The organism is Flavobacterium chungangense LMG 26729 (assembly GCF_000735715.2).
GTDB classification, from domain to species: domain Bacteria; phylum Bacteroidota; class Bacteroidia; order Flavobacteriales; family Flavobacteriaceae; genus Flavobacterium; species Flavobacterium chungangense.
On sequence record NZ_JASY01000004.1, the window covers coordinates 125,629 to 151,734 of the forward strand.

21 protein-coding genes are annotated in these 26,106 nt (G+C 33.6%); 11 read left to right on the forward strand and 10 right to left on the reverse strand.

The window, feature by feature from the left end; all coding sequences use genetic code 11:
* Window positions 1-45 precede the first annotated feature (45 nt).
* The 8 genes from JE46_RS09815 to JE46_RS09850 form a co-directional block, all read right to left on the reverse strand.
* Window positions 46-792, reverse strand: coding sequence for a tetratricopeptide repeat protein (locus JE46_RS09815; RefSeq protein WP_031455103.1), 747 nt, complete (start codon window positions 790-792; stop codon window positions 46-48).
* 99 nt (window positions 793-891) lie between these two features.
* Window positions 892-2,646 carry a BatD family protein gene (locus JE46_RS09820; protein ID WP_031455104.1) on the reverse strand — a complete coding sequence of 585 codons (1,755 nt, stop codon included), beginning with the start codon at window positions 2,644-2,646 and terminating at the stop codon, window positions 892-894.
* 125 nt (window positions 2,647-2,771) lie between these two features.
* A complete protein-coding gene (locus JE46_RS09825) occupies window positions 2,772-3,539 on the reverse strand; it encodes a tetratricopeptide repeat protein (RefSeq protein WP_031455105.1) in 768 nt (255 codons plus the stop codon).
* Window positions 3,540-3,577: 38 nt separating this feature from the next.
* A complete protein-coding gene (locus JE46_RS09830; RefSeq protein WP_031455106.1) occupies window positions 3,578-4,612 on the reverse strand; it encodes a VWA domain-containing protein in 1,035 nt (344 codons plus the stop codon).
* Window positions 4,613-4,762: 150 nt separating this feature from the next.
* Entirely contained in the window at window positions 4,763-5,764 is a 1,002-nt protein-coding gene (locus JE46_RS09835) for a vWA domain-containing protein (RefSeq protein ID WP_031455107.1), read from the reverse strand.
* Window positions 5,764-7,398 carry a hypothetical protein gene (locus tag JE46_RS09840; RefSeq protein ID WP_031455108.1) on the reverse strand — a complete coding sequence of 545 codons (1,635 nt, stop codon included), beginning with the start codon at window positions 7,396-7,398 and terminating at the stop codon, window positions 5,764-5,766. The genes JE46_RS09835 and JE46_RS09840 overlap by 1 nt, the downstream gene beginning before the upstream one ends.
* Window positions 7,399-7,528: 130 nt before the next feature.
* Window positions 7,529-8,392: a DUF58 domain-containing protein gene (locus JE46_RS09845; RefSeq protein WP_031455109.1), complete on the reverse strand. Its 864-nt coding sequence runs from the start codon at window positions 8,390-8,392 to the stop codon at window positions 7,529-7,531.
* A 78-nt stretch (window positions 8,393-8,470) separates the two neighbouring features.
* The gene (locus JE46_RS09850; RefSeq protein ID WP_017497457.1) at window positions 8,471-9,475 is read right to left on the reverse strand and encodes an AAA family ATPase; all 1,005 of its coding nucleotides are present in this window, start codon (window positions 9,473-9,475) and stop codon (window positions 8,471-8,473) included.
* A gap of 224 nt (window positions 9,476-9,699) precedes the next feature.
* On the opposite strand from JE46_RS09850, the gene JE46_RS09855 reads away from it, so the two are divergent.
* The 3 genes from JE46_RS09855 to JE46_RS09865 all read left to right on the forward strand — a co-directional run bounded on the left by JE46_RS09855 (window position 9,700) and on the right by JE46_RS09865 (window position 12,723).
* Window positions 9,700-10,572, forward strand: a complete 873-nt coding sequence (locus tag JE46_RS09855) for an aldo/keto reductase (RefSeq protein WP_031455110.1) — start codon at window positions 9,700-9,702, stop codon at window positions 10,570-10,572.
* Window positions 10,573-10,700: 128 nt separating this feature from the next.
* Window positions 10,701-11,453, forward strand: coding sequence for an SDR family NAD(P)-dependent oxidoreductase (locus tag JE46_RS09860; protein ID WP_031455111.1), 753 nt, complete (start codon window positions 10,701-10,703; stop codon window positions 11,451-11,453).
* A gap of 130 nt (window positions 11,454-11,583) precedes the next feature.
* Window positions 11,584-12,723, forward strand: coding sequence for an ATP-binding protein (locus tag JE46_RS09865; protein ID WP_031455112.1), 1,140 nt, complete (start codon window positions 11,584-11,586; stop codon window positions 12,721-12,723).
* Window positions 12,724-12,774: 51 nt separating this feature from the next.
* On the opposite strand, the gene JE46_RS09870 is transcribed toward JE46_RS09865, so the two are convergent.
* Window positions 12,775-13,518: a DUF3298 and DUF4163 domain-containing protein gene (locus JE46_RS09870; RefSeq protein WP_031455113.1), complete on the reverse strand. Its 744-nt coding sequence runs from the start codon at window positions 13,516-13,518 to the stop codon at window positions 12,775-12,777.
* Window positions 13,519-13,623: 105 nt separating this feature from the next.
* On the opposite strand from JE46_RS09870, the gene JE46_RS09875 reads away from it, so the two are divergent.
* Window positions 13,624-14,766 carry a cystathionine gamma-synthase gene (locus JE46_RS09875; protein WP_031455114.1) on the forward strand — a complete coding sequence of 381 codons (1,143 nt, stop codon included), beginning with the start codon at window positions 13,624-13,626 and terminating at the stop codon, window positions 14,764-14,766.
* Window positions 14,767-14,814: 48 nt separating this feature from the next.
* Here JE46_RS09875 and JE46_RS09880 read toward each other — a convergent pair whose 3' ends face one another.
* The gene (locus tag JE46_RS09880) at window positions 14,815-15,600 is read right to left on the reverse strand and encodes a THC0290_0291 family protein (protein WP_031455115.1); all 786 of its coding nucleotides are present in this window, start codon (window positions 15,598-15,600) and stop codon (window positions 14,815-14,817) included.
* A gap of 323 nt (window positions 15,601-15,923) precedes the next feature.
* Here JE46_RS09880 and gdhA point away from each other — a divergent pair, with 323 nt between their 5' ends.
* From gdhA to JE46_RS09915, 7 genes are all read left to right on the forward strand, one after another.
* Entirely contained in the window at window positions 15,924-17,267 is a 1,344-nt protein-coding gene (gene gdhA / locus JE46_RS09885; RefSeq protein ID WP_031455116.1) for an NADP-specific glutamate dehydrogenase, read from the forward strand.
* Window positions 17,268-17,425: 158 nt separating this feature from the next.
* The gene (gene porZ / locus JE46_RS09890; protein ID WP_031455117.1) at window positions 17,426-19,696 is read left to right on the forward strand and encodes a type IX secretion system anionic LPS delivery protein PorZ; all 2,271 of its coding nucleotides are present in this window, start codon (window positions 17,426-17,428) and stop codon (window positions 19,694-19,696) included.
* A gap of 17 nt (window positions 19,697-19,713) precedes the next feature.
* Window positions 19,714-20,748, forward strand: a complete 1,035-nt coding sequence (locus tag JE46_RS09895; RefSeq protein ID WP_083480873.1) for an acyltransferase family protein — start codon at window positions 19,714-19,716, stop codon at window positions 20,746-20,748.
* Window positions 20,738-21,451 (forward strand): DNA repair protein RecO, encoded by a 714-nt coding sequence (gene recO, locus JE46_RS09900; RefSeq protein ID WP_031455119.1) that lies wholly within the window; start codon window positions 20,738-20,740, stop codon window positions 21,449-21,451. Before JE46_RS09895 ends, recO begins: the two co-directional genes overlap by 11 nt.
* A gap of 78 nt (window positions 21,452-21,529) precedes the next feature.
* Complete coding sequence (ileS, locus tag JE46_RS09905; RefSeq protein ID WP_031455120.1) at window positions 21,530-24,931, forward strand: isoleucine--tRNA ligase; 3,402 nt, start codon at window positions 21,530-21,532, stop codon at window positions 24,929-24,931.
* A 9-nt stretch (window positions 24,932-24,940) separates the two neighbouring features.
* The gene (locus JE46_RS09910) at window positions 24,941-25,321 is read left to right on the forward strand and encodes a TraR/DksA family transcriptional regulator (protein WP_031455121.1); all 381 of its coding nucleotides are present in this window, start codon (window positions 24,941-24,943) and stop codon (window positions 25,319-25,321) included.
* 89 nt (window positions 25,322-25,410) lie between these two features.
* On the forward strand, window positions 25,411-26,019 hold the full coding sequence (locus tag JE46_RS09915; RefSeq protein WP_031455122.1) for a lipoprotein signal peptidase: 609 nt from the start codon (window positions 25,411-25,413) through the stop codon (window positions 26,017-26,019).
* The last annotated feature ends 87 nt before the right edge of the window (window positions 26,020-26,106 follow it).

Sequence of the window (26,106 nt, forward strand, 5' to 3'; positions counted from 1 at the left end):
TCCGTTTCTGAATTTAGAAACGGACTTTTTTTATGAAATAATTTACTATTTAACTTCCCTGATAGCAGAAGCGTCAATCCAGCCTTCTGTACCATCCGTCAATTCGATTTTTTTCCAGTTTTCCAAAGCTTCTTTTACATAAACTTTGGCACCTTCATGCAATAAAAAAATGCTTGATCCTGCTTTTTGAGGTTCGCTTCGTACTTCTGTCATTTCGGCAAAAACTATCGCAGGACGATCATTATTATAGTGGTCTTTTTCAGTTATTCCTGCAGAGGCACTTAATACCAAAGCAAACAATAAAATGAACATTCCTATAAAATATATTCTCTTTGAAAGTGTAAGCTGTGAGAAATAATAGCCAATAAAACTCAGTAAAAAAGCAAATGCAATTCCTACCGAAATCCAGGCCCAGATGTTATAGTTAAAAATACCTGTAAAATTCTGAATTAGTTTTGCAAAACCAACTTTTGGGACTTCCTTAATTTCGTCGATGGTTAGTTTTTTGGCAAATTTTAAATTGTTTAAAGTCTCGGCATCATGTGGTTTTAGAACAAGAGCCTTTTCATAATTATAAATCGAAAGCGCTACTTTATTAAGTTTATAATAACAATTTCCTAAGTTAAAATACAATTCAGCAGAATGTTGTTTGTCTTCCTTAATGATGCTTTCATAAGTTTGCGCTGCTTGCTTGTATTGCCCCTTTTGATATAAGGTATTTCCCTTTTCAAAGCTGTTCTGAGCAAAGAAAACCTGCGAGATTAATAAAAAGAGATATAGTATGTTTTTCATTTGTTTATGATTTTCATTTTGTCAAGTTGAGCGAAGTCGAAACTCTCAAATGGTAATCTCGACTCCGCTCGATTTGACAAATGATTATAATTTATTCAATTAAACAATTTGTTTTTCTAATGCTGATATAATCAAAACAGCCTTATCATAATCCTGTTGAATTGATGCACTTGATGCCGGTGCATATCTTGCAAACTCGCAGTTTTCAGTTAAATTAATAAAGCTTTGAACAGTTTCCGGATTTGCATTTCTGGATAACAATAATTCACGGATGTTGTCTTTGCTCATTTCTGAAGTTTCAATATGCAATTTAGCTTTCAGGAAATTATGCATTGCTTTTTCCAATGCAATATAAAATGGCTCTTTATTGTTAAGCTGTTTTTTTGCTTCAGATAAATATTTCTTCGCAAGCTTATTATTCATCTTAATTCTATTGCCGGTAACATCGCTGTCAATTGCTTCTTTTTTCTTCTTAGCAATCACAATAATCGGTAAAATCACGAAAGGCAATAACAATAAGCTATAATACAAATCAGATCCGTAAAAATCATCTTTGGCTATAGCAACTAAAATGGTTTTTGGTTTAATGTATTTAAATTGCTCCGATTTTGAAATCACATTTTTCGATTTATTTGATGAAACGGCTTCAGTCTGCATCGGTCCATCCAGCACATCAATCATAATTTCCGGTGAAGTTATGGTTTTGTAACTGCCTGAATTCAAATCGAAATAAGAGAATTCCATTGGTTTTATAGCATATTTCCCTTTATATTGAGGGATAATCGTATACTTGTCCGAAATTGTACCTGACATTCCTGCAAGTGATGTATTCACTTTTTCATCATGTACAGGATCATACATTTCTAATGCATTTGGAACAACAGGCTTAGGTAAAGTAAACAATTTCATGTTTCCTGTACCGGTAGCACTTACAACCAAATCAAGGCTCTCCCCATTTTTTAAAGAAGTTTTTGATGGGGTTACTTTAAAATCAAGTTTACCAACAGCTCCTGTAAATCCAATTGGCTTATTTACTTCTGGTAGTGCTCTTACGTTGATCGTTTTGGCACCCGCAGAAACGGTTTTATTTCCATCATCAGTAACGATTCGTCCAAACATATCACGACCCCTTGGTACCTGAATACCGATGTCTAAAGAAAGCGGTTCAATAGTAAGATTTCCTGATTTTTGAGGGTATAGGATCGTTTTTTTAAGAACAACAAAATAACAGCGTTCCCCTTTATACAATCCTTCTTCAACTTGTAGTTGCTTGATATCGATGTTCTGATTCCAAAAGTCTTTGTATTTAGGTTTAGCCAGTTCTTTAAAGCCTGTTACACCAATACCATTAAAATATAATTTATAAACAACAGTTATGGGCTGATTTATATAAGGATTTGTTTTTGAAATTTCTGCTACCAGATTTAAAACTTCATTTCCGTTTACACCTCCTTGCTGTTGTTGCTGCACATTAGGGTCTCTTTCCTGAGCAACCGCATTGGTAACCGTTATTTTGATAGGAGATGTTTTGTAAATCTGACCATTATATTCAATTGCAGCCTGTTTGATTATAAATGTACCTTTTTGATTTGGCAATAAATAATAAGAATAAACTTTCTGAAAAGAGCTTCTTCCATTTACCCAGGACTGACTTATTTGTTGACTTGGCCCTCCTACAATCCTGAAACCGTCAAATGAAGGCTGTTCAAAATTATCACCATCGACATTCATGATAAAGTCAATTCGAAGTCTTTCGTTAACTCCAAGCGTATTCTTGCTTACTCTGGCTTCAAATTGAACCTGAGCCATAAGCCCCTGAAAAGTGAATAGTAATAGAATTAAATATCTTTTCATTACTTGTTTAATCGTTTTTTAAATCTTTTTAAATTAAAAAATTACATCGTTTATTATTTGTGAAGCTTAAGGGAGTCAAAGCCATTCCTTTTAAAAAAAACCTGATATTTATTTAAAAATAAAATCTACCAGTCTTTTTCATTTTTTTTAGGACTTCCTTTTACTTTTTTGGCATTTACTTTGTCCTGAATTTTCTTTTCTTCATTATTTACCGCATCTAGTAAATTCTGGACACGATCTTTAGAAATTCCTCCGGGCATAGGTTTTGGCTCTCCGTTATTGTTAGATTTCTCATCTTTTTTCGGATCGTTTTTTCCATCTTTTTTATTCTTGTCTTTATCGCCTTTGTCGTCTTTCTTTTGATCGTCCTTTCCGTCTTTCTTGTCTTTCTTGTCTCCGTCCTTTTTTTGGTCGTCTTTTTTATCGTTTTTCTTATCCTTGTTGTCTTTTTTATCGTTTTTAGGAGGATTCTCTTTTAATTTTTGTTTTGCATATGCATAATTGTACCTTGTTTCATCATCGGTAGGGTCATTACGAAGTGCATTTTTATAGGCTTCAACTGCTTGAGAATAATCTTTCTCTTTCATAAACACGTTTCCTAAATTATGGAAAGCCTTGTGTTTTTCCGGTCTGGTTTTGGCATTTTTAATAGCTTTTGCATAAGCAAATTTTGCCTCTGACGCCTGATTTTGTTTGTATATAGTATTTCCTAAATTATAAGAAGCTATAGCCTTTTTAGGAAATTTTGATTGTGAAATTCTGTAATTTGCCTCAGCATCAACAAATTTATTCTGTTTATATTCTTCATTGGCGTCTGGCAATGTTTTGTCTTTTTCCTGGGCGGAAACTGCCAAAGAAAAGGTTAGTAAAATATAAAGAAGTAAATTTTTCATTCTGTTTTTATTTTTTTGTTCCCGATTTATCAGAACAATTATTTCTTTTCGTTAAATAAATTCAGCTCGTTTATCCAGTTTGTTTTTCTTTCCAGTAGAAAGATGTCAAGGAATAATAGTAAGAAGGCAAAACCTAAAAACCATTGAAATTGCGATTGAAAGTCTGCCATTTGTGTAGCTTCAAATTCTGTTTTCTGAATATTATTCAATGCATTTTTTACGTATTCGAGAACTTCTTTAGTACTTCCTCCGTAAACATATCCGCCTTTGGTAGCTTTTGCAATCGCTTTTAAACCTTCCTGATTTAGTTTTGTAATAACAACTTCTCCGTTTTGATCTCTTTGAAAGCTTTTTACAACTCCATTTTCTTTTAATGGAATAGTTCCGCCTTTTTCTGTTCCAACACCAATTGTAATAATTTTCATTCCTAATTTGTTGGCTTCTTCCGCTGCTGCTGAAGCTCCTTCAGAATGATCTTCTCCGTCAGAAATCAAAATTAATAACTTACTGGTTTTACTTTTTTCATCAAAATATTTTGAAGATAAAACAATCGCTTCGTCCAATGAAGTCCCTTGAGATGATACCATATCAGGATTCATGCTTTGCAGGAACATTTTGGCTACACTATAATCTGTTGTAATGGGTAAAACCGGGAATGCACTTCCGGCGTAGGCCACAATTCCAATTCTGTCACTTCCTAAGTTATTGATGATTTGCGAAACTAATTGCTTGCTTTTTTCTAAACGGCTTGGTGCCACATCTTCGGCAAGCATACTTTTTGAAACGTCAACGGCAAAAACAATATCAATTCCTTCACGTTTCACAGTTTCCATTTTGGTTCCAATTTTTGGATTAACCAAACCTATAATCAAACAGGTTAAAGCCAAAAGAAACAATACTAATTTTAAAACAGGTTTAAAAACAGAACGTTCAGGGCTTAGTTTTTTTACCATTTCCAAATCACCAAACTCACGCTGTTTTTTTCTTTTCCAATACATATTGAAAAGAAAAACACATACCACAATCGGGATGAGAAATAATAGATATAAATATTTTTTTTCGTCTAATTCCATAAATATTTTAAAATTCCAATCTCACTAGTTTTTTGAGATAAATTCCAAATTCCAAATTTTGCTTTCGTACTAAATTAATTCCCAAATTTTAAATTCATAATTCCAAGTTGGGATTTGGAATTTAAAAATTGAAATTTTTTGATTTGAAAATCAAATGAAGCTTCTGTAAATTGTATTTTTTAAACCAACCTCCAACAATAGTAAAATCCCGGCGAGTAATACAAAAAATCTGTATTTTTCATCATAATCGTAGAATTTTAATTCCTGTATTTCAGTAGTTTCTAATTTATTGATTGCATTGTATATCTCCGCCAATTTATCATTACTGGTAGCTCTAAAATAAGTACCGTCTGTTTTTCTGGCGATGCTTTTCAGTAATTGTTCGTCAATTTCTACTTTTTGCATTTTGAATAAAAAACCACCATTTGGAGCATATGCGTAAGGAAATTCAGCCATTCCGTTAGTTCCTATTCCAATGGTATATACTTTTATTCCGTATTGTTTTGCAATGTCCGAAGCTGTTTCCGGTTCGATGAATCCGGCATTATTAACACCATCTGTAAGCAGAATAATAACCCTGCTTTTTGCTTTACTGTCTTTAAGTCGGTTTACGGCAGTTGCAAGCCCCATTCCAATTCCCGTTCCATCCTGTAATACGTTATCGTATTTAATTTCTTTAATAGCTTCTAAAATAATGGCCTTATCGCTTGTCACAGGAGTTTTTGTATAAGCTTCAGAAGCATATAAAACCAATCCGATTCGGTCATTTGGTCTTTCGTTAACAAAGTCAGCAGCTACTCTTTTTAAAGCCTCCATACGGTTTGGCTTTAAATCTTTTGCCAGCATACTTCCTGAAACGTCTATTGCCATTACAATATCAATTCCTTTAGTAGTTTTTGTCTGATTGCTGATATCAACTGTTCTTGGCCTTGCTAATGCAACAATCAAAGAACACAATGCAATAATCCTGAAGACATATAAGCAAGGTTTTAATTTTGTCAAAAGAGATTCAGAGTTTTTAAAGCCCTGAGTTGAACTCATTTTTAAGGTAGCAGATTGCTGGTTTCTTTTCCAGAAAAACCATCCAATTGCAATTGGTATTAGTAAAAAAAGCCAAAAGAATTCCGGATTTAAAAAAGTTATTTTTTCCATTAGTTTCCTGCTTTTTTAAGTTCAACAGAATTTAAAATTCTGTCCGAAATATCATTAGCATAAGTGTCACCCTCTTCATGAAATATAGCAATTTGCTGCAGACCGCCATCTTGCTTAAACATCAGGACTTCATAATAAAGTTTAGTACTCGAATTCAGTTTGTCGTTGATAAGAGTAAAAGTTCCATAGCCTTTTATCCCAGTGATTCCTTCTTTGGTTTCAAAATCTTCCTGTTTAACAATCATATTTTTAGCGCCCTGAGCTTCGATAATTTTTAAGTTACCTTCCAGTGCTTTTGCTAGATCAATGTCTGTTGGGTTTTTAAATTTCGCTGTAGAAACGGTAATGTAAAAGTTGTCAAGTAAACTTCCATACCCAAAAAGCTGCATTTCCTTAATTAGGGCCATAGCTTCTTTTGGCAAGACTTTTTGCGTATCAAGTCGCTGTAAAACCTTTGGAGTTTCTACTAAAACACCCGGGTTTCCATACTCACTTTTGACCCATTCCCCTTCGAGTAATTCTTTGGTTGGATGTCCAATTAAATTATCTTTTACGTAGTTGAAACCTTTAGTGACAACAAAATAAGTAGTTGTGGCGGTAAGTAAAAAAACAACTGCAGCAACCGAAATTATAATTCGTTTGTTTCTTTTTTTCTTTAACAGAAGCTGAATTTGCTTTTGTTTTTGTGCTTCATTTAATAATTGATCTTCTTGCTCAGCAGGAACTTCTGTTGGAATAGCATTGTCAAGCGTTAAAATTGCTTTCTGAATTTTATTTCTGTCTTCAGTAATTTCAAATTCTAAGGGTTTTGACTTTGCAAATTTTACCAAATCCGCCTGTCTCAAAACTCTTTCAAGGTTTTCAACAGTTTCAGGAGTCAGGCTCATTTTCTTTTTGGCAGAAGCCGTTTTAAGCCCTTGGATCAATTCAGAAGTTGTACTTTCCATTGCCGGTATCTGAATTGCTTCTTCGATATAATTTCGGGCAATATCGGTCAGTTCACTGTAATATTCTTTTATTTCGCCTTTTTGCCAAAGTTCTTTTTTCTCCAGAACATTTAATAAGCTGGTCGCTTTTTCGATAGGTGTTTTATAAACTTCCTCTTCAATTTTTTTCTTCTGATGTTTTTTGATGTACCAATACACAAAAGCACCAATTGCCAGAATAATTACACCAATTAAAAGATAAATCCACCAGTCTCCGATACCATTTTCTACAGTAGAAATGTCTTTTATGTCGTACATTTTTTGTTGTAGAGTATCGACTTTTATATTGTTTATTTCAACTGAAACAGGATCACTTAAATGTGGTTTTTTATCAATTAAGATTTTTACGCCTGGAATAACATATCTTCCCGAATCAAATTGTGTCAGGCCATATTTTTTAATCAATTCGTATGTGTCGTCTTTCTTAACAGTGTCAACAGGATACGATTGGATTACTTCTAAAGCGCCAATGTTTTTCAAATTTGGAAAAACAACTTTAGATTTTGAGCTGACTACCGTTTTAAGCGTGAGCTTAAACTCGGCACCAATTTTATTTTTTGTAGTATCAATACTCGTTTCAATCTGCTTGTTTTGTGCAAAAACAGCTGAAGAAAGTAAAAATAGAAATATGTAAAATTTTAATTTCATTTGATTTTTTGATTTCAGATTTTAGTCTAAAATGAATGCTTAAAACAGATTCAGCTTAAGCGATTTTATTTATAATTATTCTTCAAATTAATCTAATATTCTAACAATCTAAGATGTCTGATAATCTAAATTATCTCGATTTAAAATATCCCAGTAATTTAGTCACGTAATTCTCATCAACCCTTGTATTTACTACGCCAGCTCCGGATTTACTAAAAATATCTTTGAAATAATTTACGCGTTCCTGATAATGTTTTTCATAATTCATTCGAACCTTTTTCGAACCCGTATCAACCAGCTGAGTTTTTCCGGTTTCAGCATCAAGCATCGTTACCATTCCTAAATTTGGTATTTTTTCTTCACGGATATCATAAACACGAACACCAGTAATGTCATGTTTTTTAGAAGCAATTTTTAAAGTGTGCTCATAATTTTCAGACATGAAATCTGAAATCATAAAAACAATTGCTTTCTTTTTTTGTGTTCCTGAAAGAAATTTTAAAGCTTGGGCGATATCTGTTTTTTGGCTTTTTGGTTCAAATTCGATCAATTCACGAATGATTCTCAAAACATGCGAGCGGCCTTTTTTGGGCGGAATGTACAATTCGACATTATCCGAAAACAATATTAAACCAATCTTGTCGTTATTTTGTGTAGCTGAAAAAGCCATCGTTGCCGCAATTTCGGTTACGATGTCTTTTTTAAACTGACTTTTTGAGCCAAAACCTTCAGAACCCGAAATATCCACCATTAAAACCATGGTTAGTTCGCGTTCTTCTTCAAAAACTTTTACGTGGGCTTCGTTGTAACGTGCGGTTACATTCCAGTCGATGTTACGAATATCATCGCCATATTGGTATTGGCGCACCTCGCTGAAAGTCATCCCGCGCCCTTTAAATGAAGAATGGTATTCTCCCGAAAAGATATGATTGCTCAGTCTTTTGGTTTTGATTTCTATTTTCCGTACTTTTTTTAAAAGCTCTTTTGTATCCATTTTTGATTTGGTTTATGGTTTATGGTTAGGGTTGATGGCACATAAACCATCAACAAAAAACTATCAACCATCAACTTTTTAAGGTACTTCAATCTCGTTTACGATTTTGTTGATAATGTCTACAGAAGTAATGTTTTCAGCTTCAGCTTCGTATGTAATTCCAACTCTGTGACGCAGAACATCATGTACTACAGCACGTACATCTTCCGGGATTACATATCCGCGACGTTTGATGAATGCATAACATTTTGCCGCATTGGCTAAATTGATACTTCCACGTGGTGATGCTCCAAAACTGATAAGCGGTTTTAAGTCGGCTAGTTTGTACTTCTCCGGATAACGGGTAGCAAAGATGATATCTAAGATATATTTTTCGATTTTTTCGTCCATGTAAACTTCGCGAACCGCTTCCTGCGCACGCAGAATTTGTTCTACAGAAACTACAGGGTTTACTTTTTCGTAAGATCCTTTTAGGTTTTGGCGAATTACAAAACGTTCTTCGTCAATTTTTGGATAATCAATTACGGTTTTCAGCATAAAACGGTCAACCTGCGCTTCAGGAAGCTGATATGTTCCTTCCTGTTCAACAGGATTCTGAGTTGCCAATACTAAAAACGGACGATCAAGTTTGAAAGTTGTATCACCAATTGTAACTTGTTTTTCCTGCATTGCCTCAAGTAGCGCTGACTGCACTTTTGCAGGAGCACGATTTATCTCATCAGCAAGTACAAAGTTGGCAAAAATTGGTCCTTTTTTAATAGAGAATTCGTTTGCTTTGATGTTGTAAATCATCGTTCCGATAACATCGGCAGGTAATAAATCCGGCGTAAACTGGATACGGCTGAAAGAACCTTGTACTGCCTGAGACAATGTATTTATCGCTAAAGTTTTGGCCAGACCCGGAACACCTTCGAGTAAAATATGCCCTTGTCCCAAAAGACCAATTAATAAACGTTCGACCATATGTTTCTGGCCCACAATAACTTTGTTCATTTCCATTGTAAGAAGGTCTATAAAAGCACTTTCTCTCTCAATTTTTTCATTTATCGCTCTAATGTCTAAAGTCGTTGTATTTTCTTCCATATAAATATTTTTAAAAACCTTTTAAAACTCCTGATTTTTATACCTGATTTTTGAGAGTGCAAATTGAATATTTTTTGAGAAGTAGGATGTTAAAAAATGGTTAAAACTTCGACCAAGGACCTAATTTTAAGGACGAATTGTGAATCTATTTTTATATTTTTAAGAACTTTGATGATTATGCTATAAATAAGTATCATTATTACTAAAAATAATACAGCAAAACAATGAGCAAAACATTATTATCGCCTGTAATTTCGGGTATTAGGAATTGGGGTGTTTGGGACAAAAATCTTACTTCAAAAGAAATGGAAAGTATGATACAGCTCTGTATCGAAAACAAAATTACAACATTTGACCACTCTGATATTTACGGAGATTACACCACCGAGGCAGAATTTGGAAAGGCTTTTAAAGACAGTAAAATTTCCCGCGAAAAATTGCAATTAATTACCAAATGCGGTATCCAGATGGTGACTGAAAACCGTAACAATAAAATAAGACATTATGAACATTCGAAAGAATACATTATCTGGTCTGCAGAAGAATCACTGAAGAAATTAAAAACAGATTATATTGATGTTTTTTTACTGCAAAGACCAAGTCCATTAATGCTGGCTGAAGAAATTGCCGAAGCGGTTGAAAAATTAAAATCAGAAGGAAAGATTATTGATTTTGGAGTTGGAAATTTCAGCAATTCGCAAGTTGAATTAATTCGTCAGAAAACAGAAGTTAGTTATCATTCAGTTCAATTCTCGGCTACAAATTTTGAACCGATGGCAGACGGAACTTTTGATTATGCGCAAATACACGGAATCCGACCATTGGCATGGAATCCTCTTGGAACCGTTTTTAGGGAGGATACCAAACAAACACGCCGTTTGAAAAAATTACTTTCGACATTAGTAGAAAAATATCATTTAGGCTCTGATACACTTTTACTCGCATGGATTTTAAAACATCCTGCTAAAGTAATTCCGGTTGCAGGAACTGTAAATGTTGCCAGAATTCAATCCTTGATGAAAGCAGTTGAACTTGAAATGGATAAAGAAGATTGGTTTGCCATCTGGGCAGAAAGCAGAGGAGAAGACTTGCTTTAAAACAAATAGTTTACAAGTATAAAAAATTTTAAAACTCGCTTTAAGCGAAAAAACATTTGCCACAGATTAAAATTGGATTTTTCAATCTATGAAGGTTTTTTAATTTGTGGCAAAATATAAGAGTCAAAATGAAAAAAACAGTTCTAATTACCGGAGCAACCAGCGGGATTGGTAAAGCAACCGCTCAAATATTTGCCCGCAATCATTATAAAATTATCATTTGCGGAAGACGAAAAGATCGTCTGACTGAACTTGAAGAAGAACTTTCAGAATATACAGAAGTACATTCTTTGTCTTTTGATGTCAGGGATAAAAATGCTGTTTTTGAAAGTATAAATTCATTGCCGGAATATTTTTCTGCAATTGACGTTTTAATTAATAATGCAGGAAATGCACATGGATTAGATCCAATTCAGAATGGTGATATTGACGATTGGGATGCTATGATTGATATTAATGTGAAAGGGCTTTTGTATGTTTCGAAAGCTATTATTCCGCAAATGGTTGAAAGAGAATCAGGACACATCATCAACATCGGTTCAACAGCTGGAAAAGAGGTTTACGCCAACGGAAATGTATATTGTGGGTCAAAACATGCGGTAGATGCTATTACACAGGGAATGCGAATCGATTTGAACCCATACAAAATTAAAGTAAGCGGAATTCATCCTGGTTTGGTTGAAACAGAATTTAGCGAAGTGCGATTTAAAGGCGATACAGAAAGAGCTTCAAATGTATACAAAGGTTTCGATCCTTTAAAAGCAGAAGACATTGCTGATATTATTCATTTTGTGGTTTCACGACCGTACCATGTTAATATTGCGGATTTGATTGTTATGTCTACTGCTCAAGCATCATCGACGATTGTTAAAAAGGATTAATTAGATTTTAGACTGACTTAGACTTTCTTAGATTTAGCTGTTTAAATAATCTGAGAATTCTAAGGGCAAGATATTAAAAGTCCAATCTAAGAAATCTAAAAATCTAAGTCAGTCTAACATCTAAAAAATAATGATCAATAAACGCCTTTTAATAAAAAACCTGCTTGCTCACAATGATGAGAGCAGTTTTTATGATAAAAAAAGGCAACTGAATTTGCATTCACGTGAAGGAAAAGGAAAGTTTCTGAAACATATCTGTGCTTTGTCAAATTCAAATCCAACTAATAATTCTTATATCGTTGTTGGTGTCGAAGATCATGATAACGAAATCGTGGGTGATGATTTTTTTGATGATAGCCGGATTCAGAATCTGGTTAATGCATTTTTAGAAAACCCGCCTAAAATTCAGTACGAAAATGTGCCTTTTCCAAATCTTCCAAAAGACAAGGTAATAGGATTGGTTACCATTAAGCCTAAAAGCCAGATTTCGTTTTTCAAAAAGGGAATCCATACCATTCCGGCGAATAGTATTTTTGTGAGGCGCGGAAGTAATTCGGTCCCTGTAGAAGGCGAAATCGAAAAAAATTACCACAATACCGAAACTGTTATCGGAATCGAAAACAGTTCCCGAAACAGTATTCAGTATACACTTGACGGCGTATTCGATTTTATGAATTTCAGGCATAAAGACATGATGCCAAAATATCGTGTTTTTAAAGAATTGTTTGTGATTTGCTGGGCTGGAGTACCTAAAAAGTCAAGAGATAAAACGTTTCTTTCCCGTGTTGATATTGAATTGATAAATGAACAGATCAAGCTTTTTTATTCGGCTCAGGACGTTGTTACGATTGTTTTTGATGATGATACTTTTACCATAACCGAATATGTTCCTCTTGGATTAAATGATAAAACAAGCTATTATCCGTTAGAAAAACAGACTATACATTTTTTTGATAACGGTTATTATAAAATTGACCGTCAAATGTTGTTTAAGCCTCCTGAATTCAATAAGAGAATGCTGTTTCATATTTATAATTCGAATATCGCATTGCTTCAAAAACTGCAGAAAGGTTTTGCTTTATCTGAACGTGAATTAAAAGATTTAGAAAACCTGCCCTCTACTTTTATGATTTGTTATTTGAATGGTTTTGATGAAGCCAAACAAAAACTGATCGATGCTAAATTACTTTTAAAGCCTTTTGGACAGATATATTTATCTTTTAAGGAAGCATTACGGGTTTTACGTAAAATGAAATATGATATTCAATGATTTTCTGTAGAAATACACAGCAGTGTATCTAAATTAATTTATATTTAAGAATTATAGAAGTTTCAAATATTTACTCACCTGTTCATACGGAAACAATACCTCTTTTGGACCATCTGCATAAGAAGCCGCTTCGTAAGAGTTGTAATATAAAAGCAGGCCTTCATTCGTATAAAATATATTTTGTGGTAATTGAAATTTATCATTTTCAAACATTAATCCTGTTGCATTGATATTTGATTTCGATGGGATTTTATATTTGTTTCGAAACTCTTTTTCAGCAAAATCCTTAAACTCTTTTTCGTTTTTAAATAATTCATCGCAAAAAATAGTTTTTCCTGTATTTGGGTTAAATAGTAAAGAACGGTACCCCTGATAGCCATGAGCTCCGCCAGTAAATGTATAATGATCCAATTTGATGTTTAATATCTGATCAGATTGATATTCAACATCTCCTTTAACTTTGGCCTCCCAGCCGAATGTTTCTGTTGGAAATTTTTTATGCATTTCTTCATAAGAAGCAATAAAAGAATCAGCCAGACTATTGTAATCTTTTGCGTTTGATGGTTTTTCTCCAAAATAGAGGATTTCTTTTAAAACACTTAGTATTTTTTTATTAATGCTGTCTGCTACAACAGGAGCATTTCTTGCTACTGGTACATTTATTGTAATTTTAGGACAATCTTTTTTGCAGGGTATCTTTGATTCTTTTTCAATAATCTCGTTTTCAATAGTTAATGTTTTAGTGCAGCCATTAACTAATATAAGCACTATAACAAGAAGAGAGTAGTGTTTCATCTTAAAAAGTGTTAATTATATACAAAGGTAAGAGGTTCAGTCAGGATTAAAATAAATTAAACGGTAAATTTGTGAAAGAATTAAGTTTTAAAAATTTGTAACTATATGAAATTCAATACTAAAGTAATACATGGAGGTCAGCATCATGACCCGAGTACAGGAGCCGTTATGCCGCCCGTATATCAAACTTCAACTTATATTCAGACAAGTCCCGGACAGCCTTTGGGTGATTATGAGTATAGCCGTGCTTCAAATCCTACCCGTACTGCGCTGGAAAATGCATTGGCTAGTATCGAAAATGGTACTCGTGGACTAGCTTTTTCATCAGGTTTGGCAGCGACTGATTGTATTTTAAGATCTTTTAAAGCAGGTGATGAAGTTATTGCTATGGATGATTTGTATGGAGGTACCTATAGAATGTTTTCAAGGATTTATAAAGATTCGGGTATTAAATTCCATTTTGTTGATATGACGGATGTTACAAAATTAAAGTCTTTGATTAATGAAAATACTAAATTGATCTGGATTGAAACACCTACGAATCCTTTAATGAAACTTGCCGATATTGAGGAAATTGCCAAAATCACAAAAGAAAACAAAATCTGGCTGGCTGTAGACAATACGTTTGCAACACCTTATTTGCAAAAACCACTTGATTTAGGTGCTGATATCGTGATGCACTCGGCAACCAAGTATTTAGGAGGTCACTCAGATGTTATTGCCGGAGCTTTAATTGTAAAAGATGAGGCTTTGGGAGAACAATTGCATTTTCAGCAGTTTGCAACCGGGGCAACATTGGGGCCAATGGATAGTTTTTTGGTTTTGAGAGGAATTAAAACACTATCGTTAAGAGTTCAGAGACATTGCGAAAATGGTGAGAAAGTTGTGGCTTTTTTAAATAATCATCCAAAAATTAAAACGGTTTATTATCCAGGTTTGACAAGTCATCCGTTTCATGAAATTGCTAAAAAACAAATGAAGGCTTTTGGCGGAATGGTGTCTTTTACATTTGTTTCAGGTAAAAAAGAAGATTCAATCGCTTTTTTAGAGAAATTGAAAGTGTTTACATTAGCTGAATCTTTAGGAGGGGTTGAATCATTAGCTAATCATCCGGCTTTAATGACCCATGCTTCAATTCCGGCGGATAAAAGGGCTGAAGTTGGAATTACAGATGACCTAGTTCGTCTGAGTGTAGGGATCGAAGATGCCGAAGATTTAATAGCCGATTTAGAACAGGCTTTATCGTAAAAAAAACAAGACCCCAATTCTTTCGAGTTGGGGCTTTTATATATTTTTTTAGAATTCTAAATAATGGGAGTATCCAAAATTGAACCAGACTTGAGAATCTTTTGATTTGTTTTCTTTGTAAATATCTTTATTAGGATTTAATCCGTCAATCCAGTCTGAATCAAAGCCCTGATAACGTACTTCAAATAGTAAATCATTCATCTCATCTAATTTATATTGAACTCCAACCCCAAGAAGGACAGAGAATGTTATGCCGCTTTCGCTTGAAAAACCGTATTGATGACCGTCTGAAGGGACTAAATATTTGTCAAAAGTTGTAGCTGGTGTTCCTAATGGTCCAAGAGAAGAACTGGCCGTAGTAGCATAATAACTCGCCATAGCGCCTACACTTAAGTAGGGATAAAAACTGCCTACATATTTTTCAAACTCATGTATTGTTGTAAAAGGCGAAAAATTTAACTGAGCTCCAAGGTTTAACATGCTTGTTTTTCCACTCATGGCTTTTAATTTTTCTTTTCCAGCTGATGGTTTGCCTTCTATCCATTTTCCAAAATGCTGGAAATTGGTGTGAGTGAAAGAAAGTTCAGAACGAACTTTAAAATGCTCGTTAAAATATTCGTTTCCATTTGCAGCTGATGAAAAGTTTATCCAATGCACCGCACCAATACCAAATCCTGTATTTCCGATGTTTGTTGATTGATCATGCCTTTGTCCATAATCAGACTGAAAAGCTACAGGACCACCTATGAATCCAATTTCGTAGGCTAATTGTGCATTTGATACCGAGGAAATACCAAATATTGTAAAAAAAGTTAAGGCTATTTGCTTGAGCATGAGTTTTTCGGCTTTCAAATGATTGCAAATATATAAAAAACATAATCTATTTAAAATAATTTAATTTCTTAATTAAAAAATAAGTAGCAAAATGCTTAAAAAGATAATTATAATATTGAGGTTAGATTCTAAAAGAATAGTTGTAAATGCTAATTTTAAATTTGTTTGAAAAATATGCAATTATGATAAAAATGTTATAAAATTAATTTCTGAATTATGTTTTTAATCTACCTTTGTTGGAACAGCGAAAACGTTTTCTTAAGCATGTTTTCTTATGTAATTAATACAAATTATGATTTATTTGAATAATTTATTTCAAAATGATGAAACAAAAAATAAATGAGTTTATGGCTCTGGTAGAGTCAAAAAATCCAAATGAGCCTGAATTTCTTCAGGCTGTCAGAGAGTTTGCTGAAACGGTAATTCCGTTTATTGCCGAACAAAAAAAATACGATGGAAAAAACTTACTTCTTAGAATTGCTGAGCCGGAGCGTTCTATAATATTTAGAGTTCCCTGGGTAGATGATAAAGGAGAAATTATTGTAAACAGAGGCTTTAGAATTCAGATGAATTCAGCTATTGGACCATACAAAGGCGGAATTAGATTTCATCATACTGTAAATCTTTCCGTTTTAAAATTTTTGGCTTTTGAACAGGTATTTAAAAACAGTCTGACAACACTTCCTATGGGAGGTGGTAAAGGAGGCTCTGATTTTGATCCGGAGGGAAAATCAGATGCTGAGGTAATGCGTTTTTGTCAATCATTTATGACCGAATTATGCCGTCATATAGGCCCGGATCTGGATGTGCCTGCCGGAGATATTGGTGTTGGAGCCAGAGAAATTGGTTATTTGTTTGGGCAATATAAAAGAATTAGAAATGAGTTTACCGGTGTTTTAACCGGAAAAGGAATTGCATACGGTGGTTCTTTAATAAGACCTGAGGCTACAGGATATGGAGTTGTTTATTTTACAGAGCAAATGTTGCGTACTATTGGGCATGAAATAAAAGGCAAAACGGTCGCTGTTTCAGGTTTTGGAAATGTTGCCTGGGGTGTTGCTTTAAAAATAAATGAATTGGGAGGAAAAGTGGTAACTATTTCCGGTCCAGATGGCTATATTTATGATGAAGAGGGGATTTCAGGAGATAAAATTGACCATTTGCTTGAAATGAGAGCAAGCGGCGATAATCGTGCAGAACTTTATTTGAAGAAATATCCAAAAGCAATTTTTTATAAAGGGAAAAGTCCATGGGAAGTAAAAGTTGATATTGCAATTCCGTGCGCTACTCAAAATGAATTAAATGGAGAAGATGCCCAAAAACTCATTGATAATGGTGTTTTGTGTGTAACAGAGGCTGCAAATATGCCTTCTACATTGGATGCAATTAAATTATTTTTAGATAATAAAGTTTTATTTGCGCCTGGTAAAGCAGCAAATGCAGGTGGTGTAGCGGCATCCGGTTTAGAAATGACACAAAATTCAATTCGTTTAAACTGGACAAGTGAAGAAGTAGATTTGAGGCTCAAAGATATAATGATTGGAATTCATAATCAATGTAAGAAATACGGCAAGGGCGAGGATGGTTATGTTAACTACGTTAAAGGAGCTAATATTGCCGGATTTGTTAAAGTTGCTGATGCCATGCTTGCTCAGGGAGTTGTGTAGTGTTTTTTAAAATTTAAAAATGCCTTCATTCGTCTTTTAACAAGGGATAGAATTGAAGGCATTTTTGTTTGTTTTAAATTTTGAAAATAATAATTTAAAACAGAACAAAAATCAAATACTTTCGTTTGTATTATATTTGTGAATCTGAATTTGTCAAAATGAAAAAGAGTTTTCTGTATATTTTATTTTTAATAGTTTTTCCAAATTGCTTTTGCCAGGGGACTTTATCTTGGGAGAGCTATTTTTCATATTATGAAATTAATGATCTTTCTATAAGTTCAACTTCAATAATAGCAGCTTCAGAAAACGCCTTGTTTTCAAAAAATTTAACTACAAATATTCTTAAAACAACTACAACTGTTGATGGGTTATCCGGTCAGACTATATCGTCAATATATCATAATGAGGTTTTAAATAAAACTTTGATAGGGTATGAAAATGGTTTGATGATTGTGATTAATGAAAAGGATGGAAGTATGCTCAAAGTGGTGGATATTATCAATAAACAATTGCCATCTAGTATAAAAAAAATCAATCATTTTATGGAATATAATGGATTGATTTATGTTTCTTGTGATTTTGGAATAGTGCAGTTTAATTTAGCCACTTCAAAATTTGGAGACACTTATTTTATTGGCGATACCGGTGCGGAAATTAGTGTAAAACAAACCGCCGTTTTTAATGGTTTTATATATGCAGCTACATCACTCGGAATTAGGCGTGCAAACAGTACCAGTACAAATTTGGTCGATTATAATCAGTGGTCAGTTGTAAATTCTGGAGACTGGTCTAGTGTTGAAACTTTGGATTCAAATTTGATTGCTGTGAATTCTGCAGGTTATATTCATAAATATAACTCAGGTTCTTTTATTGGTTTTTTACAGCTTTCTCAGTCTTCTACAGATATGCGGTCCGTAAATCATAATTTATTTATTACGACGCCAAGTTCAGTTTATGTTTATAACAATCAGATGGCTCTTATTCGTCAGATTTCAAATACTCAGGTTTTAGATGGTAGTTTGAGTTTTACTTGTGCAACATCAAATGGAGATGTTATTAGTATAGCTACTAAGGAAAATGGTTTATTTAATTCTTCGTTTTCTACTTCAGCTTCTTTTGAAAATAGTATGCCGTCAGGACCATTACGAAATAGTATTTTCGCGCTTCAAACAGGAGAAAATTCTTTATGGGCTGTCTATGGAGATTATGGAGGAGATTATAATCCTTATCCAAAGGATAGTTATGGGATTAGTAAATTTACTCAAAGTGGATGGCTAAATATACCTTATGAAAAAGTCTTAGATGCCAAATCCTTAATAAGGGTCGCTATTGATCCTAATGATGAAAATAAAGTTTATATTGGATCATTTGATACGGGGCTTTTAAAAGTAGAGAATGATGTACCAACGTATTTATATGGTAAAGCAAATAGTTCTTTGGAACCTATTCCAAATACCCCAGATGTTTGGGTAAATGGACCTGTGTTTGATAAATCAGGAAATCTTTGGATGAATAATAGTCAGGTTGATAACGGAATAAAAGTTCTTAAAGCAAATGGTAGCTGGGAAATTTTTTCAACCAAATCGATAATAAATGATGTTTCAAGTTGCACTTTCGGTAGAATGTCAATTGATAAAAACGGAACTAAATGGATGGCAACCATTAATAATGGAATTATAGGTTTTAATGAAAAAGAAAATGTTTTCAAAAAAATAACAACTGGTACCGATACTGGGAATTTACCTATAGTTGATGCCAGGGTCGCCGTTCCAGATAATAATGGCCAATTATGGATAGGTACTACAAGAGGACTTAGAGTTTTAACAAATGTGAATAGCTTTCAAACCGAAAACCAATTAACGACCAAACCGATTATTATTGTTGAAGATGGGTTGGCACAAGAATTACTATACGAACAGTTTATTACAGATATAGTTGTAGATGGTGCTAATAATAAATGGATTGGCACTGCTGACTCCGGAGTATTTTTGGTTTCTTCAAATGGTCAGGAAACAAAATATCATTTTACAATAAATAATTCACCATTGCCTAGCAATACTATAAACGACATAGAAATTAATAGTAGAACAGGCGAGGTATTCATAGCTACTGATAAAGGCATGATTTCTTTTAAGGGAACGGCGACTATTGCAAAAGAAAATTTGAATAATGTGTATGTATACCCTAATCCTGTGAGGCCAGAGTTTCTAGGAACTGTAAAAATCGCAGGCTTATTAAATAAAGCAAATGTAAAAATTACAGATATTGAAGGTAATTTAGTTTATGAAGCTATTTCAGAAGGAGGTACAATAGAATGGGATACAACTGCATTCGGAAGGTATAAAGTCGCTACAGGAGTTTATATGATTTTCGTTTCGGCTCAGGACGGTAGTGAAACCAAGGTTAAAAAAGTAATGATTGTTCGATAATTGTAGATAAATTAACCATGAATAACAAGAATTGTTTTGACTTTTTAAGGTTCTTCTTCGCTATAAATATTTTATTATCACATCTTTCAGAGCTTTCTCAAAATAAAAGTTTGTTTTTTTTGTCTCATTTTTCTAATGCAGTTATTGGTGTAAAAGGTTTTTTTATAATAAGTGGTTTTTTAGTTGCTAAAAGTTATGTAAATACAACTTCCCTAAAATTGTATTTTATCAAGAGAATAAAGAGGATTTTGCCTGCATATTTCGTTTTGATTTTTCTTTCTGCTCTAATTTTTTCGGTTTTTAGTAGTTATGGAGTCTATGGTTATTTTTCAGATATAAGTACTTATAAATATTTGGGGTGGAACTTAGTTTTTTTGAATTTTATGCATCCTTGTCTGCCTGGGCTTTTTGATAATAATCTTTTGTGTTCTGTTAATGGAGCATTATGGACTTTGAAAATTGAAGAAGGATTTTACATTGTTTTACCTTTGATTTTTTACGGAATAAAAAAAACACAACAACCACTTTTAATACTCTCAGGTCTTTATTTTTTTTCATTAGGGTATTGGTTTCTGCTAAATCATTTGGATCAGCCTTTGTTAGCAAAACAATTGCCGGGTTATTTGTCTTATTTCGTAACAGGAATTTATCTGTTTTTGAGTTTTGATTATGTGATGAAGAATAAAAAAGTACTTTTGGGTTTATCTGTTGTGATTCTAATTAGTTATTATGTTTTAAGTTTTCATGTTGATTTTTTATATCCTGCGGCTTTTGGTCTTATTGTGATAATTGCAGCATATAATATTCCTTTTTTTGATAATTTTGGGAAATATGGTGATTTTACATATGGCCTGTATATTTATCATTTTCCAATAATTCAGTTAATTAGGCAATATGATTTATTCGAAAAATACAATCCTTTTATTGTTGCAATAGGTGTGATTTTAATTTCATTGTTTTTTGCTGTATTGTCTTGGTTTGTGATTGAGAAAAGATTTTTAGACAGGTTTAAAAGCAATAATAAAAAGATAACTCCAGGTTATGTTGGTTAAAACCAAAGCAATCGTTATTTCGGCTTTAAAGTTTAAGGAAAAAAGCCTCGTCGTAAAATGTTTTACACTTTCAAACGGTTTGAAATCTTACTTTGTACGCGATGCTTTTTCGAATAGGAAAGCCAGTCAGAGAATTGCTTATTTTCAGCCTTTGTCTATTTTAGAGATCGAAGCAGTTCATAAAAACAAAGGAACTTTAGAAAATTTCAAAGAAATAAAAATAGCTGTCCCCTTTCAAAGTATTCATACTGATTTTGTAAAAAGTACAATGGTTATGTTTTTGTCAGAAATGCTGTACTATTCAATACAGGAAGAAGAAAAAAACGAATCACTTTTTGTGTTTTTAGAAACTGCATTAACATGGCTGGACCATCATGATGAAATTTCTAATTTTCATTTGATTTTGCTTTTAGAAACAACAAAATATTTAGGTTTTTATCCTGATGTGTCGAATATTGATCTGCCTCATTTTGAAATGAATGATGGTATTTTTACTCTTTTTCATGGAATGGGAAGTTTGACAGAACATGAAACAGGTTTACTAAAGAAGCTAATCGATTTAAAATTCGATAATGACCAAAAAATATTTCATGTTATTGAAAGACAAATGCTGTTAAAAATTCTGATTGATTATTACAGTTTTCATTTAGATGGATTCAAAAGACCTAAATCTTTAGATGTTTTAAGAGAAGTTTTTTCTTAATCTGTAACTTTTGACTTTCGACTTTCAACTTCTGACATAATTTTAGTATTTTCGCACCTCGTTTAAGAAAAGGATAAAATGAGTACAAAATTTACTGAATACAAAGGACTTGACTTGCCAACTGTAGCTTCTGAAGTTCTTGATTTTTGGAAGAAAGAAAATATATTTGAAAAGAGTGTAACAACCCGCGAAGGTGCTGAGTCTTACGTATTTTTTGAAGGCCCGCCTTCAGCAAACGGATTGCCAGGAATTCATCACGTAATGGCGCGTGCGATTAAAGATATTTTTTGCAGATATAAAACTCAAAAAGGTTTTCAGGTAAAAAGAAAAGCCGGTTGGGATACTCACGGTTTGCCTGTAGAATTGGGTACCGAAAAAGAATTAGGAATTACAAAAGAAGATATTGGCAAAACGATTTCGATCGAAGAATATAACGAAGCGTGTAAAAAAACTGTTATGCGTTATACCGATGTATGGAATGACTTGACAGAAAAAATGGGTTATTGGGTTGATATGGAAGATCCGTATGTGACCTATAAACCAAAATATATGGAGTCAGTTTGGTGGCTTTTAAAACAAATCTACGATAAAGGTTTGTTGTACAAAGGATACACGATTCAGCCATACTCTCCAAAAGCAGGAACAGGATTATCTTCTCACGAAGTAAATCAGCCGGGAGCTTACAGAGATGTTACAGATACTACAATTGTAGCGCAGTTTAAAACTTTGCCGGAAACGCTTCCGAGCTTTTTACAAGGTTTTGGAGATATTCACATTTTGGCTTGGACGACAACTCCTTGGACATTGCCATCGAATACAGCTTTAACAGTTGGACCAAAAATCGATTATGTTTTAGTAAAAACATTCAATCAATATACTTTTGAACCAATCAATGTTGTTTTAGCTAAAAACTTAGTTGGAAAACAATTTGGAAAAGGATTCTTCTTAAGTGAAGATGACGCTGATTTTGACAACGTTAAAAATGGCGACAAAAAACTTCCATATAAAATCTTAACCGAAGCAAAAGGTGCTGATTTAGTAGAAATTCGTTACGAACAATTATTGCCTTATGTATTGCCATACGAAAATGCTGAAAATGCATTTAGAGTAATTGCCGGAGATTTCGTTACTACAGAAGATGGAACGGGAGTAGTGCATACAGCGCCTACTTTTGGTGCAGATGATGCTAAAGTAGCAAAAGAAGCAAAACCAGAAGTGCCGCCAATGTTAGTTTTAGACGAAAACGGAACAGCAGTTCCTTTAGTAGACTTACAAGGGAAATTTACATCACATTTAGGAGATTTAGCAGGTAAATACGTTAAAAATGAATATTACAATGCCGGCGAAGCCCCAGAGAAATCAGTAGATGTTGAAATTGCTATTCGATTAAAAGAAGAAAATAAAGCCTTTAAGGTTGAAAAATACGTACATAGTTATCCACACAGTTGGAGAACTGATGAGCCGTTGTTATATTATCCACTAGATTCTTGGTTCATAAAAGTAACCGATGTAAAAGATAGAATGTTCGACCTGAACGAAACTATCAACTGGAAACCTAAATCTACTGGTGAAGGACGTTTTGGAAATTGGTTAAAAAATGCCAACGACTGGAACTTATCTCGTTCTAGATATTGGGGAATTCCGTTGCCAATCTGGAGAACGGAAGACAAAAAAGAAGAAGTTCTGATTGGTTCTGTTGAAGAATTATACAATGCGATCGAAAAATCGATCGAAGCTGGTTTTCAAAAAGAAAATCCATTTAAAGGTTTCGAAATCGGAAACATGTCTGAATCAAATTATGATTTAATTGATTTGCACAAAAATGTAGTTGATCAAATTACTTTAGTTTCGGCTTCAGGTAAGCCAATGAAACGCGAAAGTGATTTAATTGACGTTTGGTTTGATTCTGGAGCAATGCCTTATGCACAATGGCATTATCCTTTTGAAAACAAAGATAAAATCGACGAGAATAAAGATTTTCCTGCGAATTTCATTGCAGAAGGAGTAGATCAAACTCGAGGATGGTTTTATACCTTACACGCAATCGGAACATTGGTTTTTGATAAAGTAGCGTATAAAAACGTAGTTTCAAATGGTTTGGTTCTAGATAAAAACGGACAAAAAATGTCTAAACGTCTAGGAAACGCAACAGATCCTTTTGAAACTATTGCAGAATACGGTCCGGATGCCACACGTTGGTATATGATTTCAAACGCAAATCCCTGGGATAACTTAAAGTTTGATATTGAAGGAATTGCTGAGGTTCGCCGTAAATTCTTCGGAACACTTTATAATACCTATTCTTTCTTCTCGTTGTATGCTAACATCGACGGATTTAAATATGCTGAAGCTGAAATTCCGTTAAACGAACGACCTGAAATCGATCAGTGGATTATGTCTGAATTGCATACATTGATAAAATTTGTTGATGAATGTTACGAAGATTACGAACCAACAAAAGCAACAAGAGCAATTTCTGATTTCGTTCAGGAAAACTTAAGTAACTGGTACGTTCGTTTATGTCGTCGTCGTTTCTGGAAAGGCGAATATGCAAAAGATAAAATTGCAGCTTACCAGACGCTTTATACTTGCTTGCTAACAATCAGTAAATTAAGCGCTCCGGTAGCTCCTTTTTTTATGGATAAATTGTACCGGGATTTAACAGCGTCGACGGGAACCGAGGATTTTGCTAGTGTTCACTTGGCTCAATTCCCAAAATTTGTCGAAAACTTTGTTAATAAAACGTTGGAAAGCAAAATGCAGAAGGCGCAAACCATCTCATCTTTGGTTTTATCACTACGTAAAAAAGAGATGATTAAAGTGCGTCAGCCTTTGCAAAAGGTAATGATTCCGGTACTTGACGACAATCAGCGTGCTGAAATCGAAGCGATTTCTGACTTAGTAAAAGCCGAAGTTAACGTGAAGGAAGTGGAGCTTTTAGACGATGCTTCAGGTATTTTGGTGAAACAAATTAAGCCTAATTTTAAAGCATTAGGTCCGCGTTTTGGAAAAGATATGGGATTGATTTCTAAGGAGATACAGTCTTTTTCTGCAGATCAGATTAATCAGTTAGATAAGGAAGGCTCGTTAGATATTGTTATTGCTGGAAATAGTGTAACTTTATCTCTGGAAGACGTCGAAATAACTTCTCAGGATATTGAAGGATGGCTGGTTGCAAATTCAAACGGAATAACAGTTGCACTTGATATCACAATTTCTGAGGAATTAAAAAATGAAGGTATCGCGAGAGAATTGGTAAACAGAATTCAGAACATCCGTAAAGATTCAGGATTTGAAGTTACTGATAAGATTAAGGTACAAATAAAGAGAAACGGCATTTTAGAAGATGCAGTTTTAAAAAATGATGACTATATTAAGTCTGAAACATTAACAGATAGCTTGACTTTTGCTGATACTTTAGAAAGCGGCACAGAAATTGAGTTTGACGATATTAAAACATTGATATTAATTTCAAAATAATAGAATACCATGATAGATGAAATTACAAGATACTCAGACGCTGATTTAGCGGAGTTCAAAGAAATAATACAAGCAAAAATACAAAAAGCACAAGCAGATCTTGATTTGATCAAAAGTGCCTATATGAATGATTTAAATAACGGAACGGACGATACTTCTCCAACTTTCAAAGCATTTGAAGAAGGAAGTGAAACAATGTCTAAGGAAGCAAACTCTCAATTGGCTATCAGACAAGAGAAGTTTATCCGCGACTTAAAAAACGCTTTATTCCGTGTTGAAAATAAAACATATGGTATTTGCAAAGTAACAGGTAAATTAATAGGCAAGGAAAGGCTTAAAATCGTTCCGCATGCAACAATGAGTATCGAGGCTAAAAACATGCAGAGATAATCACCTTTTAATTACAAAAGAATTAACGCTCCATCAGGGGCGTTTTTTTTGATTTAATTGTTACTTTTGCCAACATTAAAATTCACAAGATGTCATTAAGAAAAGCGTATCTCCTTATATTTATAATATTATTGATTGATCAGGTTTCTAAAATCTATGTAAAAACTAATTTTACTTTGGATAGGCCGGGTAACGAAGCTTACGTATTTGAATGGTTTAGAATTCATTTTATTGAAAATGAAGGAATGGCGTGGGGAACGAAAATCCCAGGAGAATATGGAAAATTAATTCTGACTGTATTTAGAATTTTTGCTGTATTTGGAATCGGATATTGGTTGGCTGACTCTATTAAAAAGCGTTATTCAAATTATTTAATTGTTGCAATCGCTTTGATATTTGCCGGAGCTGCAGGAAATATTATTGATTCTGTTTTTTACGGAGTTATTTTTGATGACAGCTATGGGAAATTAGCGACAATGTTTTCGCCTCAGCCTTATGGAACCTGGTTTCATGGCTTAGTTGTGGATATGTTTTATTTTCCTATCTGGAAAGGAAACCTTCCTAACTGGATTCCTTTTTTTGGAGGAAAAGAATTTGAGTTTTTTAATGCTATTTTCAATGTTGCTGATGTGGCAATTTCTACGGGTGTTGGAATTTTGCTTGTTTTTAATAAAAGAGTTTTTCCAAAACACGCATAACTTTTGTAAAAATTACAACTTCGAAGTGTCGGGTAAATTCCAAATTCCAATATTCTGTGCGATAGAAAATATCAAACATTGGAATTT